We start from the raw sequence: 17276 nt of genomic DNA, 5'->3' as shown, positions 1-17276 counted from the left end.
GTTGAGATCCTCATCAGCTAATCCCCTGGCCGGCCCTTCAAGTTATTCCCCTAGGGAGCTCGATGCCGCAACCGGTGTGCCAGTCCTGAAGGCGGGCAGGACCTCGCGTCCGAAGGCTTCGATGAACTCGCGCTGATTGCGCCCCACATTGTGAATGTAGATTTCTTCAAATCCCATCTCGACATCGGCTTTTAGCCACTCGACATGCTGTTGCGGATCGGCCGAGATGCGCACATGCTCATCCATATCTTCCGGCCGCACCTTCAGACACGCCTCATCGAACTCCTCGGGCAAACGAAGGGTTTCCGAGATCGCAGCAGAAATTGCGTTGCTTCGCCACTGCTCGAAAGCGCTTGCTCTGGCTTCCTCTTCGGAGCCGGCATAGGAAATATGCGTTTGTAAGTAGAGCGGCTTTTGCTGCCCGCCGCCACGCCGGAAGGCGTCGACGACTTTGCCGAGCTTGTCGGGCGGCTGATTGATGGTGATAAGCGCATCCGCCCAGCCTCCCGCCCACTCGGCCGTTTCTGGCGAAAGAGCGCCGGCAACAATGCGCGGGACCTCATCAGGGAGAGTATGGACGCGGGCTTGATCGACTTTGATGGGCTCTGCCCGACTGACAAGCTTCCCCAACCACAAGTCCCGCATGATCTCTACCGCCGCCTGCAGCCGTTCATTTCTTTCGGCCTTGGAAGGCCAGCGTTCACCGATGACGTGTTCATTCATGGCCTGCCCGCTGCCCACCGCTATCCACGGCAACCGTCCCGAAAACATTTCCGCGATCGTCGCGCCGGCCTGTGCGGTAATCGCTGGATGATAACGCCAGCCCATAGGGACTGTTATGATACCGAAGGGAATAGATCGCGTGGCCTGGAGCGCCGCCCCTAACCAAGCCCAAGCGAAGCCCGACTGACCCTGCCTCTCACTCCACGGCGTCAGGTGATCGGACGACATCACGGCACCGAAACCCGCAGCTTCCGCAGCCTGCACATATCCGAGAAGCTCGCTTGGCGAAAATTGTTCATGGGACGCGTGATAACCGATGAGCGTCATGATCCGTTACCCACGGAAATAAACCAGTGATAGGCATAGGGCTCGAGTTCCAGGCGTGGCTGGATGGCGCCAGCGTACTCCACCTCGCCGATCAGATCTCGAAACTTCCCAGGCTGCATTCCGCCAAAATTGATTTCCGTCTTAATACGCCGGCCAGCAAGGTTGTGAACGAGCAACAGAAGCGACCCGGCGTCTTCAAAGCCGTGGACTAAAACAGCCGGATCCTCGGCGCTCAATCTCACCAGCCGCCCCTTCGTGAAGATCGGTTGGTTCCTGCGAAGAGAAATAAAGCGCCTGATCCCGTTCAACAGGGAATTTGGATCGTTGGATTGGTCGGCAACATTGACTTTTTTGTAGGAAAACGGCCCCTCCGCGACGATCGGCTGACACAGTTTTCCGGCTTTGGCACCGGAGAAACCGGCATTCCTTTCCGCCGACCATTGCATCGGTACCCTCACTGCATTGCGTCCGGGCTGGGAAAGGTCCTCGCCGATACCGATCTCGTCGCCGTAGACGATAAGCGGCGGCCCGCTCAGCGAAAAGATGATGCTGAAGGCGAGTTCGGTTCGTCGTTGGTCGCCGTTCAACATGGGCGCAACGCGACGGCGGATGCCGCGGCCGAATGCCTGCATCTCTTCCTTCGGCGCGAAGGCGTCGAAGACGTTCTTCTTCAAATCCGCAGGAACCCGGGAAAAATCGAGCTCGTCGAGATTGCGCAGGAAATTGACCCACGCGCAACCGGGCGGTGGCTCCGGAAGCAGGCTCAGTCCCTGATTGATCGAGGCCGCGTCTTCCCCAGCGAAGCCTGCGAAGAGATAGCAGGCGAGCACGAAGTTGAGCAGAAGCTGGAGTTGGTCTCCTTCCCCAAAATAGGCATCGGAAGCCTCCGGCGGAAGATTGACTTCACCAAGGAGCACACCACCCGGCCGCCTGCTTTGTAGATAGCTGCCGATCTCCCTTAGGATACCATGTGGATCACGAGGATTGGCATGCTCAAGTCCTTTATCGGCAATGATAAGCGGCGCGGCGTCAAGTCTGAACCCGCTGACCCCGAACGCGATCCAGTAGTCGACGATGCGCAAGATCTCTTCGCGAACCCGCGGATTAGCAGCGTTCAGTTCAGGCTGAAACTCATAGAAACTATGGAAATAATAGGCCCTCGCCACTTCGTCATAGGTCCAGAGGCTGTCCACTTCGCCCGGAAAAATCGACTTGGCCCCGGAAGCGACAGGCGGAGGATCGGCGCTCCAGACATAATAACTGCGGTAGCGCGTCTCGTCGTCCCGCCTGGCGGCCTGGAACCAGGGATGCTGATCGGATGTATGATTGACGACAAGATCGATGATCACCCGAATCCCATGCTCACCGGCGCTGTGCAGAAATGTCAGGAAGTCGTCAAGCGTTCCGACCTTTGGGTTGATCGAATAGAAATCGCTGACGTCATAACCATTATCGCGATCCGGACTGCGATAAAACGGCAGGAGCCAGATGCATGTGATTCCGAGTTCTGAAAGGTAGGGCAGCTTTTCAGTCAGGCCCACGAAGTCGCCAATGCCGTCGCCATTTCCATCGGCGAATTTCTCGACATCGATGCTGTAGATCACTGCCTCCTCATACCAGCTGCTGCTTCGGTTCGGCACCGCGACGGTCTCCCGATAATCTCTGTTGCCACCCCTTCTAACGGTTCCGGAACGAGGGGGTTCCTCGGATTGCGCCAAGTCCACGGGTGCCGGGGGAAGCGGAAGGAACGTCTGCGCCGGTGGAACCTGCAGACATCACCGGTGTTTTCACAATATCCCGAACAGATAGGAAAGCCTCCGATGGATCACTCCACGACACCGCTGGCAAGTCCCGAGCGATCACCTCTCCAACCGAAATGGTGGCATACCGCAACTGTCTACCAGGTCTATCCGCGCAGCTTCTGCGACTCGAACGGCGATGGCATCGGCGATCTCCCCGGCATCACCTCAAAGCTCGATTATCTCAAAAAGCTCGGGATCGACATCATCTGGCTGTCGCCGATCTACAAGTCGCCGATGGACGACAATGGTTACGACATATCCGACTATCGGGACATCGCCTCCGAGTTTGGCACGCTCGCAGATTTCGACCAGTTGGTGGCGGAGGCAAAAGATCGAGGAATCGGCATCATGCTCGACCTCGTCGTGAACCACACCTCCGATGAGCATCCGTGGTTTCTTCAATCCCGTCAGGGTTCGGACAACCCATTCCGCGACTTCTACATCTGGCGAAAGCCTGCGCCGGGCGGAGGACCGCCGAACGGCTTGAAATCCTCCTTCGGCGGGCCGGCGTGGACGCTGGACCCCGCAACAGGCGAATATTACCTGCATATGTTTTCCCGCCGTCAGCCGGACCTCAATTGGGAGAACGAGAGGGTACGGGCGGAAATCTATGACATGATGAACTGGTGGCTCGAGCGCGGCATTGCCGGCTTCCGTATGGATGTCATTGATTACATCGGCAAGCAGGTGGACCGGGAGCTCATCAAGGACGGACCTCATCTGCACGACTATTTGCAGGAGATGAATGCCAGGACGTTTGGCAGCCGCGACATTCTTACGGTTGGTGAAGCCTGGAGCGCCACTCCCGGCGCGGCCCTCCTCTATTCCGGGCGTGACCGCCAAGAACTGTCGATGGTCTTCCAGTTCGAGCACGTCACCCAGCAATGGGACACGGTCTATGGGAAATGGCGCCCGAAACCGCTCGACCTTGTCAATCTCAAGACGGTCCTCAGCAAGTGGCAGCTTGCCTTGTCCGAAGATGGGTGGAATTCGCTCTTCTGGGGCAATCACGATCTGCCACGCGCCGTCTCGCGCTACGGCGATGTCACCGGCTATCACGTGGAGTCCGCCAAGATGCTGGCGACCGTGCTGCATCTCCTGAAAGGCACGCCTTTCATCTATCAGGGTGAGGAGATCGGCATGACGAACGTCCCGTTCACCTCCATCGAACAGTACCGGGACATCGAAACCCTCAACATGCACAGGCTGCACGTGGAGGCCGGCCTTTCCCCAGAAGAGTTTATTCGCGGAGCAAACGAGAACGGCCGCGATAACGCCCGCACACCGATGCAATGGAGCGCGGCCCCTTATGGCGGTTTCTCGACCGGCGTGCCCTGGATCGAAGTCAATCCCAATTATCCGAAGGTCAACGCTGAAGCGGCCATTAGGGACGAGAGCTCGATCTGGAACCACTATCGCAAATTGATCGCTCTCCGGAAGACGTGCCCTGTCATCGTATACGGGGAATACCGATCCTGGCTCGACCAACACCCTGATGTCTTCGTCTATACCCGTACATTCGACAGGACTCGGATGATCGTCGTCGCCAACTTCACCCCACGGCACATTGCGCTGAGTTTGCCATCGGAGCTCGGCATGAACGGAGAATGTCTCATCTGCAATTATGAACCGGTGAACATGATCAACGAGACCATTGAACTCAGCCCATACGAGGCCTTCGCCATAGCGTCTAGAACAGGATGACTTTAGGCCGGGTCGGCCTAAAATCTGAATCCTGTTCTCAATTCAAGAGTTAGAGCATGATGTCGCCCGAAAACCGCTCATAGTTTTCGGCATCATGCTCTAGGTGAAGCTGGTATCCGAGCACAGTTGCTTGGCTTTTGCTGTGCTCGAGGCTGGGATCTTCTCGGCTATCGCAAGCGCCGGGGCAGAGAAAGAGGCTGGCGCCGGCTGCCCCTCGATGCTATGGCCGCGCCGATCGCGAAGGAAGCAAGGGCTGCAAGGCCCAGCATCAGAGGCGCCGGCAGCGATGACCGCGAGCGCGAACGTAAACCGCCATCGATATGTGCCGTGTCCTGGGAAGGCCGATAGAGATTACCGTCACTTTTCGCGACAGGTGATGCGCGGTTGAAATAGGCCGCCATGAAGCGGCCGAGCAAACGCGCCGCCAGGTTTGGCGCCAGCAAGTGAGCGAGACGTGTTGCGTTAGTTACGGCGCCAACGGTGGTCGTTGCTCGCGGATGTTTTGCCACCTGGACTATGGCTTCGGCAACGCGCCGAGCATCGATCAGCGGCGGCGGCGCGGAGACCTTCCGGCCGACATAGTTGGCGCCATGCATCAGGCCGGGCGTATCGACGAAGGCGGGGTAAATATCACAGATATGAATGCGAGGCTTATCCGCCACCTCCGCCCGTAAGGCCTCGGAAAATCCGCGAAGCCCGAACTTGCTGGCGCTGTAGGCTGTGGCGAACGGCGCCGCTGCAAAACCGCCGAGCGAAATCATATTGATGAAGACGCCTCTCCCCTGGCGCAGAAACACCGGCAGAACCGCGTGTGCGTCGTTGATATGTCCCAGCAAGTTCGCGCGGATGACCTGCTCATGCGCTTCAATGGGCGTCTCCTCGAACCGACCAACCGCGCCGACTCCGACATTGCTGACCCAGACATCTATCTTGCCGAACGAGGCAGCTTTCGAGGCAAGAGCCTTGACGGCATCGGGGTCGGTGACATCCGCAACAACTGAAGTGGCCTCGCCGCCAAGGAGGCGGCAGCCCTCTGCCACTTTTTCCAGCGCGGCACCGTTGCGCGACGCGAGCACCAGCCTGCTCCCCTGCCTGGCGAATGCCTCGGCTGCGGCTTGGCCGATACCACTCGATGCGCCGGTAATGACGACGACAGCATCCTTGAGATTGGTTGTCATAGTCGAAGCGTCCTTCCGATTTACCACTTTCTGCGCAAACAACCCGGCGCCATTGAAGTTCCCGGCCAGCGAACATCGCGCCTTTTCAGGCAACTCTTGCTGTCTCGGAGCGTGCTGAGATGTCGCTCATCACCACGCGCCCTCTCGAGATGCGATCGAGAGCGGCCATTTAGAGCCTTTCCGGGTTAGATTGCAGCATTCTGCCGGAGCAGGTTTTCGTCAGGGCAGAGACGATTGGCGAAGGGCATACCCCTAGGTACGTCCGAGCCGATCGCCTTTGCCCTGGCGGAAAGATGCCCGGCCCTTCGGGTTGGCTGAAACGGGCCGGCTGATCGATCGGCCGGCTTGGCCGTAGAACTTGGCTACGACGCGCGCCGGCCGGTCGACCATCCGACTCCGTTTGAGCCAACAGAATGCTTCAATCTAACCCGGAAAGGCTCTAGCTAGGTTAAATGCAGGCAAAGGATGCCTTAGCCACCGAATGATTTTCGATAGGCATGAGGGCTTGTCCCGAGCCGCCTGCGAAAATGATGCCGCATGGTTGCCAGTGTTCCAAAGCCGCTGGCAGCGGCGATGTCATCGAGCGAAACGGCAAGTTCCTTCTCCATCAGATCGCGGGCATGACGCAGCCGCTCCTTCAGCAGCCATTCGCCGACGCTGAGGCCCGTCGTCGCTTCGAAGCGCCGCTGGAAGGTGCGCATGCTCATGCCCGCTCTTTTCGCAAGCAGGCTGATTGGCTGGTCCTCGGAAAGGCTTTCGCGCATCCATTCGATCAGCGGCCCCAAGCGGATACCCTCGCGTTCCTCGGGAACCGGCGCGTGAATGAACTGCGCCTGTCCGCCTTCGCGGTGTGGCGGCACGACCAGACGGCGGGCGACGCTGTTTGCGGCCTCCGAACCGAAATCGCCGCGCACCACATGCAGGCAGAGATCGATGCCGGCAGCACTGCCCGCCGCCGTCAGCAGGCTGCCTTCGTCCATGTAGAGAACGTCGGCGTCGAGTGCGATGTCGGGATAACGCGCGGCGATCGAGGCGACATAACGCCAATGCGTCGTCGCCCTGCGGTTCGTTAGCAGACCCGACCCGGCAAGAACGGCAACACCTGAGCAAAGTGACATGATCCTTGCGCCGCGTTCATGCGCGGCCTTGAGCGCTGAAACCAGCGGCTCAGGAACGGCGGCATCGATCGACCGCCAACCCGGCACGACGATCAGGTCCGCTTCGTCAAGCACTTCCAGTCCCTTGTCGACTGCCACCGTCAGCCCTCCCGCAGCGCGAAGCGGACCCGGTTCGATGCCGCAAACCGAGAAGCGATACCAGCCTTCGCCCATTTCCGGCCGTGGCAGGCCGAAGACCTCGTAGGCGATGCCGAATTCGAAGGTGCAGAGCCCGTCATAGGCAAGTGCGGCGACCAGCGGTCCTTTCGTCTGCGGCGGCAATGAATTTGGCATGATCTTTACGCTGTCGGTCATGATGGCCAATTTCGCAAAGCTTTAGCATCGGCAATACCAGGCGGCAACTTCAGAAAAAGGAAAACCGATGCCAAGCCCCATTTCCCAAATACCTGCTGCAGCTCCGCATGCCGCCGTCGCTCACTTTGCCGCCAAGCTCGCTTTCGAAACCGATTGCTCCGACGTGCATGCCGCCTTTGCGGCCGGCAAAGTCGATTTCGTTCTCCTCGACGTGCGCTCGCCGCAGCTCTTCGCAGAGTCCCACATTCCCGGAGCCATCAACCTGCCGCACGGCAAGATGACGGCGCACCGCATGTCGACATGGGCAAGCGATACACTCTTCGTCGTCTATTGCGCCGGCCCGCACTGCAACGGCGCCGACAAGGCTGCCTTCCGCCTCGCCAATCTCGGGCTTCAGACCAAGCTGATGATCGGCGGAATGACCGGCTGGGCCGATGAAGGCTTCGCCTTCGAACAGGGCGTCCCTGCTGCCGCATGAGGGCCTCCCGTCTCCCCTGCAATTATTGCAGCGGGGAGACGGGAAAATCGCGGCCGTCAGAACTCGACGACCACCTTGCCGAAAGGCCCGCGATAGAGGTGATCGAGCGCCTCAGGGAATTCGTCGAAGGCATAACGCTTGTCGATCACAGGCTTCAGCCCGGTCTGGTCGATTGCCCGCACCAGATTTTCAAGCGCACGGCGATGGCCGACCGAAATGCCCTGCACGACTGGCGCCTTGAGCAGGAATGGGCCGGCCGGGCCGGAAACCTCGAATCCCTCGAACACGCCGATAACGGAAATGCGGCCATTGATCGCCACCGCCTTCAGCGCCTGGCCGAGATGTGGGCCGCCGACGATCTCAAGCACGTGATCGGCGCCATAGCCGCCGGTCAACTGATAAAGTTGTTCCACCCAGTCGCCCTCATGGCGGTTGATCGTATGATCGGCGCCGAGAGCAACGGCGCGCTCGAGCTTCTCGGCGCTGCCTGATGTGATGAAGACCTCCGCGCCATGCGCCTTGGCGATCTGCAGACCGAAGAGCGCCACCCCGCCGGTGCCTTGTACTAGCACCTTGTCGCCGGCTTTCAGACCGCCGCGTTCGATCAGGGCGAACCAGGCAGTCAGTCCGGCGCAGGGCAAGGTGCTCGCCTGCGCCGCATCGAGCGTATCAGGCGCGCGTGAATACCATTCCTCCGATAGCACGGTGTATTGCGAGAGGACGCCGGGATAGAAGCCGCCGCGCGTCTTGTAAGGTGGCGTGCGCGCATCGCCCAAGCCGCGTCCGTCAATCCAGTCGGGCGAAAACGTCGAGATGACCCGATCGCCCGGCTTGAAACGGCTGACATCGGGTCCGACTGCCTCGACGACCCCTGCCATGTCCGAAGCTGGCACGAAGGGAAATTGCAGCGGCAACCCCATGCCGCTCTCCATCAGCAACCGATCGCGGAAATTGAGCGAGACGGCTTCCGTCCGGACCAGAACCCTGTTTCCCGAAACCGGTTCGAGCCTCCGCTCCCCGATCGTCAGCTGGCGCTCCGGCCCTACCGCGTCGATCTGCCATTGCCGTGTTGTCTGCATTGTCTTGCTCCTTGTCCATTGCAGGGAGCGCAAAACATATCGTTGAATATTTCGCACCAGTTGCGATATTTATTCTCCAGAATGGTTCCAAAGAGGAAACAAATGGAACAGCTGAAGGGTATCTCGATCTTTGTCGAAGCCGTCGAGGCAGGTGGCTTTTCGGCCGCCGCCGAGCGGCTTCACCTCACGCGTTCGGCGGTCGGCAAGACGATCGCACGTCTGGAACAGCGTCTCGGCGTGCGGCTTTTCAACCGTACGACACGCATGCAGAGCCTCACCGAGGAAGGCCGCTTCTTCTACGAGCGCTGCCTGCGGGCGGTCGAGGAAATCCGCCTCGGGGAAGCGATGCTGGAATCCGGCCGGCGTGATGTGCGCGGCCGCCTGCGCATCTCGATGCCGGTGCTTTTCGGCCGCCATTGCATCGCGCCGGTCCTCGCACGCCTGCTCGATGAACATCCGAACCTCGAACTCGACCTTTCCTTCAACGACCGTATCGTCGACCTGCTCGAGGACGGCTTCGATCTTGTCATCCGCAACGGGCCGCTGAAGGACAATCCGGATCTGATGGCCCGGGCGATCGCCCGCCAGCGCATGACCGTCTGCGCATCGCCCGCCTATCTGGAAAAACATGGTTCGCCGCAGACCGTCTTCGATATTCCCCGGCATGAGGGCATCGTCTATAGGCGGGGCGATGATGACAAGGGCTGGATCTTTCCGACTGCAGCCGATCCCGGGCGGCGGATGCCGCCAAAGGCGCGGCTGCGGCTCGACGACCTTGCTTCGATTTCCGATGCGGCCGTCGCCGGGCGCGGACTTGCCTGGCTCCCCTGCTGGCTGGTCCGCGAGGAGGTGCTGGCAGGCCGGCTCATTCAGGTGTTGAAGCAGGAACCGGCCAATGTCTTCGATGCCCATGCCGTTTGGCTGCGCTCTCCGGTCATGCTGCCGAAGGTGCGGCTCGCGATCGATACGCTCGCCGCAGGACTGCCGGCAATGATGGGCTGAAGCGCTCGCCACGCGTCTGCGAGCGACGAGAAACCCATGTAATTCCTATACGTTTCCCTGGAAATCACCCGATGCAGCAGTATATCCGATAGTTCACCGTCCGTTGTGGACGACCGCCATATCACTCGGAACACGGTCAGCATGTCACTTCGCAGCGCTCTCCGCGCACAAACTGCAGATTGCCACGCCGCGGTCGACGCTCTCTTCGGCAGTTTCAATCTCTCACGCACCCAGGATTACAAGGCATTCCTGCGCGCGCATGCCCAGGTCGTACCATCAGTCGAACATGCGCTTGAGGAAGCCGGGATCGCTCGCCTGCTGCCCAACTGGTCGGAACGAAGGCGCGCTCACCTGCTCGCTGCCGACATTAGGGAACTCGGCGATCGATTGCCCGCGCCCCTTCCTCAACCCGCCTTGCATTGCGAAGCAGCGGTCTGGGGTGCTGCCTATGTCCTGGAAGGCTCCAAGCTCGGCGGCGCGCTGCTCGCCAAGGCCGTGCCTGATCATTTGCCCAGCAGCTACCTGACCCCCCAAGGCCCGAAGGGCGCCATGCGGCTCTTCATGGATCGTCTTGACGCGAGCAAGGTGGACGATCCCGGCGCTGCCGTCACGGCCGCTCGCAATGTCTTCGATCTCTTCCTAAAAGCGGGGCAACTCACGCTGGAAACCGTGCCATGAGCGGCACGCACGAACCTGTCGATCTCACCAACTGCGACCGTGAACCGATCCACCAGCTTGGATCGGTTCAACCTTTCGGCTTTCTCCTGGCGATATCCTCAGACTGGATTGTCACCCGCGCCTCCGCAAATCTGGTGGAGTTTCTCGATGTTGCGCAGGCCGACGCGATCGGCCGTCCCGTTGTTTCGCTGATCACACCCGAAGCACTCCACGCCGTCCGCAACAAGCTTACCACGCTGCGCGGTCCCGACGTCGCCGAGCGCATTTTCGGCATTGCCCTGATGCCCGATCAAAACAGGTTCGACATTGCCCTGCACCTGAACGGAGGTGAGGTCATCATCGAAGGCGAGCGCTGCCAGGATGACCGGCGCGACGCCGCTTCGCTCTCCATGCGCAGCATGATGTCCCGCCTCGACCACACGGAAACACTGGAGGCTTTCTTCCGCGAAGGTGCAAGACAGGCGCGCGCCTTGACTGGCTTCGATCGGGTCATGGTTTATCGTTTCGACGAAGGCGGTTCCGGCGAAGTGGTGGCGGAAGCCGCCCGGGCCGGCATCGGCTCGTTTCTCGGGCTGCACTATCCGGCTTCCGACATTCCGGTGCAGGCGCGCGCGCTTTATCTGCGCAACCTGTTCCGCATCATTGCCGATGTCGACGCCGTCCCCGTCCCGATCCTGCCGCAACGCGACGAGCACGGCCAGCCGCTCGACCTCTCCATGTCGGTATTGCGTTCTGTTTCGCCGATCCACATCGAATATCTGAAAAACATGGGCGTCGGCGCTTCGCTCTCCATATCGATCGTCGTGGACGGTAAGCTCTGGGGCCTATTTGCCTGCCATCATTACGGCCCGCGTCTGCCTTCGGCCCAAAGCCGCTCCACTGCCGAACTCTTCGGTCAGATGTTTGCGTCGCGTCTTGAAAGCCGCGAACGGCGGCTGGCTCTCGACTACGAGACCAAGGCGCGCCGCATCGCCGACCGGCTTCTCACCTCCGTGGCAGACAATGCGAGCCTGCTCGACGATCCGGCCTGGCTGATTGAGGCGCTCGCCGATGCCATTCCTGCTGACGGGATCGGCGTCTGGATCAACGGCCGGCTGGCACTCGCCGGCATCGGGCCGAATGAGAGAAGTTTCGCAGCCCTCGTCCGCCACCTCAACCGTAGCGCTGCCGGCCGAATCTATGCCGTGGACAGGCTCTCAGAAACCTATCCGGACCTTGAGGTCGACGATGCGGTGGCAGGCATGCTCGCCATCCCGATCTCGCGTTCGCCGCGCGATTATGTCGTGCTTTTCCGTCAGGAATTGGTGCGCACCGTCCGCTGGGGCGGCGACCCACACAAGCCGGTGGAATACGGGCCGAACGGCCCGAGGCTGACGCCGCGCAAGAGTTTCGAAGCCTGGTCGGAACTGGTGCGCGGCCGCTCCCTTCCTTTCACGGACGCCGAGCGCCGTGTCGCCGAAACCATCCGCGTCACACTGATCGAAGTGGTGTTGCGCCTCACCGACGAGGTCAGCATGGCGCGCCAGACGGCAAACGAGCGCCAGGAACTGCTGATTGCCGAGCTGAACCACCGCGTCCGCAACATATTGAGCCTCATCACCGGCATTATCCGGCAGTCGCAGGCAACGTCGGTCGGCCTTGGCGACTACATTCGCCAGCTCGAGGGCCGCATCCAGTCACTCGCCCGCGCCCATGACCAGATCACCCGCGATCACTGGGCGCCCGCTTCGCTTCGGCAATTGCTGCTCGCAGAGACCGCCGCCTATCTCGGGAAAAACGCGCAACGCATCCAGATGAGCGGCGAGGATGTGCTGCTGGAACCGCAGGCCTTTTCCACCGCCGCCCTTGTTTTCCATGAGCTGATGACCAATAGCGCCAAATATGGCAGCCTTTCCGGAATTGGCAGCGGCACCGTCCAACTCGGCTGGCATCGCGACGACGAGGGCAATCTGCGCATTAGCTGGCGCGAAAAGAATGGTCCACCCGTCGTCGAACCCAAACGCCATGGCTTCGGTTCGACGATCATCCGCCGCTCGATCCCCTATGACCTTGGCGGCAAAGCCGAGGTCCGCTACGCCAAGGATGGGCTCGAGGCCGATTTCTCCATCCCCGCGCGACATGTCGTCGGCCCCACGAGCGAACGATCAAATCCGGCTCCGCTCGGAACGACCGAACCCAAGACCAATCCCGACGATCAGCCGCTTTTCGGCCTGAACGTACTGCTGGTGGAAAACAATCTGATCATCGCCATGGATGGCGAGGACATCCTGCGCCGCCTGGGCGCCGACGTGGCTACGGCGCCAAGTGTCACTGAGGCGATGGAAATTCTGGCAGGCCAGTCCTTCGATCTGGCGCTTCTCGATGTCAATCTTGGCGATGAGACGAGTTTCGGAATTGCCGACCGGCTGGCTGCCGAAGGCGTGCCCTTCGTTTTTGCCACGGGCTATGGGGAGGGCATCGCCCAGGCCAACAGCCACTCGGACGCGCCCGTGCTACAGAAGCCTTATACGATGGAAGGCATGACGGATATTCTTGCTCGGGTGCCGCTTCCAAGAAGAGGGTAAACCCTCACGCCTCCAGGGGATCCGGTCGCAGGCCGCCGATGAAGAGCTGTTCCAGAAACCGCGCCGCATCCTCGAAGCGCCCTTCGCCCGAATGTTCCTGCCCCAGCACGGCACGCACCTGAACGTCGAAATCCGCGTAATGCTGCGTTGTCGACCAGATGGAGAAGATCAGGTGATAGGGATCGCATTTGACGATCTTGCCTGATTTCGCCCAGGCGCGGATGACCTCCGCCTTCTCGTCGACCAATTCCTTCAGCGGTCCCTTCAGCTCGTCCTCGATATGCGGCGCGCCCTGCAGCACCTCGTTGGCGAAAAGCCGGCTCTCGCGCGGAAAATCGCGGGCCATCTCCAGCTTGCGGCGGATGTAGCTGCGGATTTCCGCCTCCGGATTGCCTTCGGCGTCGAAGGCCCGCAACGGCTCCAGCCAGGTGTAGAGCACCCGGTCGATCAGCGCCCGGTGCATGGCTTCCTTGGTGCGGAAATAATAGAGCAGGTTGGGTTTCGACATGCCCGCCACTTCGGCGATCTGGTCAATGGTCGAGCCGCGAAAGCCGCTTGCCGAAAACACGTCGAGGGCCGCTTCCAGGATCTGCTCTTCCTTCTCCTCCTGGATTCGCGTCCGCCTCAGGGTTTTCGCTGCTCTCGGTATGGTCACAGGCTGTTATTTCCCCTTGAAATTCAACTTCTTCGCTCAAGTTTAGACCGGAAACGTTCCCCGCCGCTTTCTTGAGCAACTGCCCGTATTTTTATCGGTAATTTTCGTGATTTTCGTCTTGAGCCCGGCGGTGGAAGTTGTAATGTTTACCAATCGGTCAAATTATCCGCCAGATGCAAAGCAAAGGCAACTGACGATTTTCCGGCGCTCGACAAAACCAATAAGGGAGCGCAGGAAAGGACCACGGGAACAGGCGGGCATGCCCTTTGCATGACTGCCGCAAACAGGTGAGGGCATACAAAATGGTGGCAGCACCAGGCGAGAACATGCGCGTCAATGGCGACCGTCTCTGGGACAGTCTCATGGACATGGCAAAAATCGGCCCCGGCATAGCCGGCGGCAACAACCGCCAGACACTGACGGATGCCGATGCGCAAGGCCGCAGCCTTTTCAAAAAATGGTGCGACGATGCCGGTTTGACGATGGGTGTCGACCGGATGGGCACGATGTTCGCCACCCGCCCCGGTACCGATCCCGATGCCTTGCCGGTCTATGTCGGCTCGCATCTCGACACCCAGCCGACCGGCGGCAAATATGACGGTGTGCTCGGCGTGCTCGCAGCCCTCGAAGTCGTGCGCACCATGAACGATCTCGGCATCAAGACCAAACATCCGATCGTCGTCACCAACTGGACCAACGAGGAAGGCGCGCGTTTTGCCCCTGCGATGCTGGCGTCAGGCGTCTTCGCCGGCGTGCACAGCCTGGATTTTGCCTATAATCGCAGGGACCCCGAGGGCAATCTGTTCGGCGACGAACTGAAGCGCATCGGCTGGGTTGGCGACGAAGAGGTCGGCGCCCGCAAGATGCACGCCTATTTCGAATATCACATCGAGCAGGGACCGATCCTCGAAGCCGAGGAAAAGCAGATCGGCGTCGTCACCCATTGCCAGGGCCTCTGGTGGCTGGAATTCACGCTGACCGGCAAGGAAGCCCATACCGGCTCGACGCCGATGAACCTGCGCGTCAATGCCGGTCTCGCCATGGCCCGCATTCTGGAAATGGTCCAGGACGTGGCGATGGGTGAACAGCCAGGCGCCGTCGGCGGTGTCGGCCAAGTCTTCTTCTCTCCGAATTCCCGTAACGTACTACCCGGCAAGGTCGTCTTCACCGTCGACATCCGCTCTCCCGACAAGGAGAAGCTCGACCGCATGCGGGCAAAGATCGAGGCGAAGGCGCCTGAGATCACCGACGCACTCGGTGTCGGCTGTTCCATCGAGGCGATCGGCCATTTCGAGCCGATCACCTTCGATCCGAAACTGGTCACGTCGGTGCGCGACGCCGCCGAGCGGCTCGGCTACAGCCACATGAACATCATCTCCGGCGCCGGCCACGACGCCTGCTGGGCCGCCAAGGTCGCGCCGGCAACGATGGTCATGTGCCCATGCGTCGGCGGCCTCTCGCACAATGAGGCGGAAGAGATCTCAAAGGAATGGGCGATGGCGGGAGCCGATGTGCTGTTCCATGCGGTGGTCGAGACGGCGGAGATCGTGGTGTGATGACTAATGTCGCGCCCGGAGCCCCCTCATCCGACCCTTCGGGCCACCTTCTCCCCGCTGGGGAGAAGGGATCGGTAGACGTCGCGGTCTTCCCCTTCTCCCCTCGGGGAGAAGGTGCCCGAAAGGCGGATGAGGGGGCTCCGGGCGCGACGAAAATTATCAAGCAGGATATCCGGAAGCATCGCACCAACAAGACCGACCAGGCGAGAACGCTTCGCCGCAACGAAACTGAAGAGGAATACCACCTCTGGAGCGACCTGCGCGCCCGCCGCTTGAACGGCTATAAGTTTGTAAGGCAAGTTCCCCTCGGCCCATTCATCGTCGATTTCCTCTGTCGTGAACAACGACTGATCGTCGAAGTCGACGGCTTCCAGCATGCCGATAGCGCGTCCGATCAGCGCCGAACTGAATGGCGCAATGTGAATGGCTATTCCATCCTGCGCTTCTGGAATCGGGAAATCTCGCGCGAACGCCGCTCAGTTCTCGAAACGATTCTGGCGGCTTTGCAGGGCCGGATCGAGGCCAGCTCAGACCTGCTCGGCTTCTATTCGCCAGCCAAATCTACAGACAAGAACGGGGAATGATCATGACCACAGTCATCAAGAACGGCACCATCGTCACCGCCGACCTGACCTATAAGGCTGACGTGAAAATCGACGGCGGCAAGATCATCGAGATTGGTCCGAACCTCTCGGGCGACGAGACGCTGGATGCCACCGGCTGTTATGTCATGCCGGGCGGCATCGATCCGCACACCCACCTCGAAATGCCCTTCATGGGCACCTATTCTTCCGACGATTTCGAGAGCGGTACGCGCGCCGCCCTTTCCGGCGGCACGACGATGGTGGTCGATTTCGCCCTGCCCGCCCCCGGCCAGTCGCTGCTCGAGGCGCTGACCATGTGGGACAACAAATCGACTCGCGCCAACTGCGATTATTCCTTCCACATGGCGGTCACCTGGTGGAGCGAGCAGGTCTTCAAGGAGATGGAGACCATCGTCCGCGACAAGGGCATCAACACCTTCAAGCACTTCATGGCCTACAAGGGCGCGCTGATGGTCGACGATGATGAGATGTTCGCCTCCTTCCAGCGCTGCGCCGAACTCGGCGCCCTGCCGCTGGTGCACGCCGAAAACGGCGACGTCGTCGCCTCGATGTCGGCAAAGCTGCTCGCCGAGGGCAATAACGGCCCCGAGGCGCATGCTTATTCCCGGCCCGCCGAAGTGGAAGGTGAGGCCACCAACCGCGCCATCATGATCGCCGACATGGCCGGCTGCCCGGTCTATATCGTCCACACCTCCTGCGAACAGGCGCACGAGGCGATCCGCCGCGCCCGTGCCAAAGGCATGCGCGTCTATGGCGAACCGCTGATCCAGCACCTGACGCTCGACGAAAGCGAATATTCCAATCCCGACTGGGATCACGCGGCCCGCCGGGTGATGTCGCCGCCATTCCGCAACAAGCAGCATCAGGACTCGCTTTGGGCAGGGCTTGCCTCCGGTTCGCTGCAGGTGGTCGCCACCGACCATTGCGCCTTCACCACGGCGCAGAAGCGCTTCGGGCTCGGCGACTTCACCAAGATCCCGAACGGCACCGGCGGCCTCGAAGACCGCATGCCGATGCTCTGGACCCATGGCGTCAACACCGGGCGGCTGACGATGAACGAATTCGTCGCCGTCACCTCGACCAATATCGCCAAGATACTCAACATCTATCCGAAGAAAGGCGCGATCCTTGTCGGCGCCGATGCCGACATCGTCGTCTGGGACCCGCAACGTTCCAAGACCATTTCGTCCAAGGCCCAGCAGTCGGCGATCGACTACAACGTCTTCGAAGGCAAGGAAGTGACCGGCCTGCCGCGCTATACGCTGACGCGCGGCGTCGTCGCGATCGAGGAAGGTGCGATCAAGACCCGCGAGGGCCACGGCGAATTCGTCAGGCGCGAGCCGGTCACGGCTGTCAGCAAGGCGCTTTCCCAGTGGAAGGATATCACTGCGCCGCGCAAGGTGACGCGGAGCGGCATTCCGGCAAGCGGCGTATGACGATGGCGCATGACGAT

14 protein-coding genes are annotated in these 17276 nt (G+C 60.7%); 8 read left to right on the top strand and 6 right to left on the bottom strand.

The genetic code is table 11. The features are described from left to right. Window positions 1-42 precede the first annotated feature (42 nt). Window positions 43-1050, bottom strand: a complete 1008-nt coding sequence (locus RWJ89_RS27230; RefSeq protein ID WP_131639720.1) for a TIGR03885 family FMN-dependent LLM class oxidoreductase — start codon at window positions 1048-1050, stop codon at window positions 43-45. Continuing rightward, the gene (locus tag RWJ89_RS27225) at window positions 1047-2690 is read right to left on the bottom strand and encodes an alpha-amylase family protein (protein WP_410056117.1); all 1644 of its coding nucleotides are present in this window, start codon (window positions 2688-2690) and stop codon (window positions 1047-1049) included. The genes RWJ89_RS27230 and RWJ89_RS27225 overlap by 4 nt, the downstream gene beginning before the upstream one ends. A gap of 180 nt (window positions 2691-2870) precedes the next feature. Between RWJ89_RS27225 and RWJ89_RS27220 the strand changes: the two genes are divergently transcribed. Next, on the top strand, window positions 2871-4556 hold the full coding sequence (locus tag RWJ89_RS27220; protein ID WP_131665198.1) for a glycoside hydrolase family 13 protein: 1686 nt from the start codon (window positions 2871-2873) through the stop codon (window positions 4554-4556). 167 nt (window positions 4557-4723) lie between these two features. Here the strand turns inward: RWJ89_RS27220 and RWJ89_RS27215 are convergent, their stop codons facing one another. Then, window positions 4724-5734 (bottom strand): SDR family oxidoreductase, encoded by a 1011-nt coding sequence (locus RWJ89_RS27215; RefSeq protein WP_077979079.1) that lies wholly within the window; start codon window positions 5732-5734, stop codon window positions 4724-4726. Between the two features lie 470 nt (window positions 5735-6204). Beyond that, entirely contained in the window at window positions 6205-7206 is a 1002-nt protein-coding gene (gene ftrA, locus RWJ89_RS27210; protein ID WP_077979080.1) for a transcriptional regulator FtrA, read from the bottom strand. A 67-nt stretch (window positions 7207-7273) separates the two neighbouring features. Here ftrA and RWJ89_RS27205 point away from each other — a divergent pair, with 67 nt between their 5' ends. Further along, window positions 7274-7684, top strand: a complete 411-nt coding sequence (locus tag RWJ89_RS27205) for a rhodanese-like domain-containing protein (protein WP_025395666.1) — start codon at window positions 7274-7276, stop codon at window positions 7682-7684. 56 nt (window positions 7685-7740) lie between these two features. Here RWJ89_RS27205 and RWJ89_RS27200 read toward each other — a convergent pair whose 3' ends face one another. After that, complete coding sequence (locus tag RWJ89_RS27200; protein WP_025395667.1) at window positions 7741-8763, bottom strand: zinc-dependent alcohol dehydrogenase family protein; 1023 nt, start codon at window positions 8761-8763, stop codon at window positions 7741-7743. A gap of 102 nt (window positions 8764-8865) precedes the next feature. On the opposite strand from RWJ89_RS27200, the gene RWJ89_RS27195 reads away from it, so the two are divergent. The 3 genes from RWJ89_RS27195 (at window position 8866) to RWJ89_RS27185 (ending at window position 13007) form a co-directional block, all read left to right on the top strand. Continuing rightward, a complete protein-coding gene (locus RWJ89_RS27195) occupies window positions 8866-9765 on the top strand; it encodes a LysR family transcriptional regulator (protein ID WP_131639725.1) in 900 nt (299 codons plus the stop codon). Window positions 9766-9906: 141 nt separating this feature from the next. Continuing rightward, a complete protein-coding gene (locus RWJ89_RS27190; RefSeq protein WP_077979082.1) occupies window positions 9907-10443 on the top strand; it encodes a biliverdin-producing heme oxygenase in 537 nt (178 codons plus the stop codon). After that, window positions 10440-13007, top strand: coding sequence for an HWE histidine kinase domain-containing protein (locus RWJ89_RS27185; protein WP_077979083.1), 2568 nt, complete (start codon window positions 10440-10442; stop codon window positions 13005-13007). Before RWJ89_RS27190 ends, RWJ89_RS27185 begins: the two co-directional genes overlap by 4 nt. Window positions 13008-13011: 4 nt before the next feature. On the opposite strand, the gene RWJ89_RS27180 is transcribed toward RWJ89_RS27185, so the two are convergent. Further along, a complete protein-coding gene (locus RWJ89_RS27180) occupies window positions 13012-13662 on the bottom strand; it encodes a TetR family transcriptional regulator C-terminal domain-containing protein (RefSeq protein WP_077979084.1) in 651 nt (216 codons plus the stop codon). Window positions 13663-13964: 302 nt separating this feature from the next. On the opposite strand from RWJ89_RS27180, the gene RWJ89_RS27175 reads away from it, so the two are divergent. Genes RWJ89_RS27175 through hydA form a run of 3 tightly spaced genes read left to right on the top strand, consistent with a single transcriptional unit; the run spans window position 13965 to window position 17259 of the window. Beyond that, window positions 13965-15218 (top strand): Zn-dependent hydrolase, encoded by a 1254-nt coding sequence (locus RWJ89_RS27175; RefSeq protein WP_077979085.1) that lies wholly within the window; start codon window positions 13965-13967, stop codon window positions 15216-15218. After that, window positions 15218-15802, top strand: coding sequence for an endonuclease domain-containing protein (locus tag RWJ89_RS27170; protein ID WP_316031713.1), 585 nt, complete (start codon window positions 15218-15220; stop codon window positions 15800-15802). The genes RWJ89_RS27175 and RWJ89_RS27170 overlap by 1 nt, the downstream gene beginning before the upstream one ends. A gap of 2 nt (window positions 15803-15804) precedes the next feature. Next, on the top strand, window positions 15805-17259 hold the full coding sequence (hydA, locus tag RWJ89_RS27165; RefSeq protein WP_222420329.1) for a dihydropyrimidinase: 1455 nt from the start codon (window positions 15805-15807) through the stop codon (window positions 17257-17259). Window positions 17260-17276 lie beyond the last annotated feature (17 nt).

It is taken from the genome of Rhizobium sp. 10PS4 (assembly GCF_032464805.1).
In the GTDB taxonomy this organism is placed as follows: domain Bacteria; phylum Pseudomonadota; class Alphaproteobacteria; order Rhizobiales; family Rhizobiaceae; genus Rhizobium; species Rhizobium laguerreae.
Note: the sequence above shows the minus strand (reverse complement) of the source record. Positions and strands in the feature narration are given on the sequence as shown.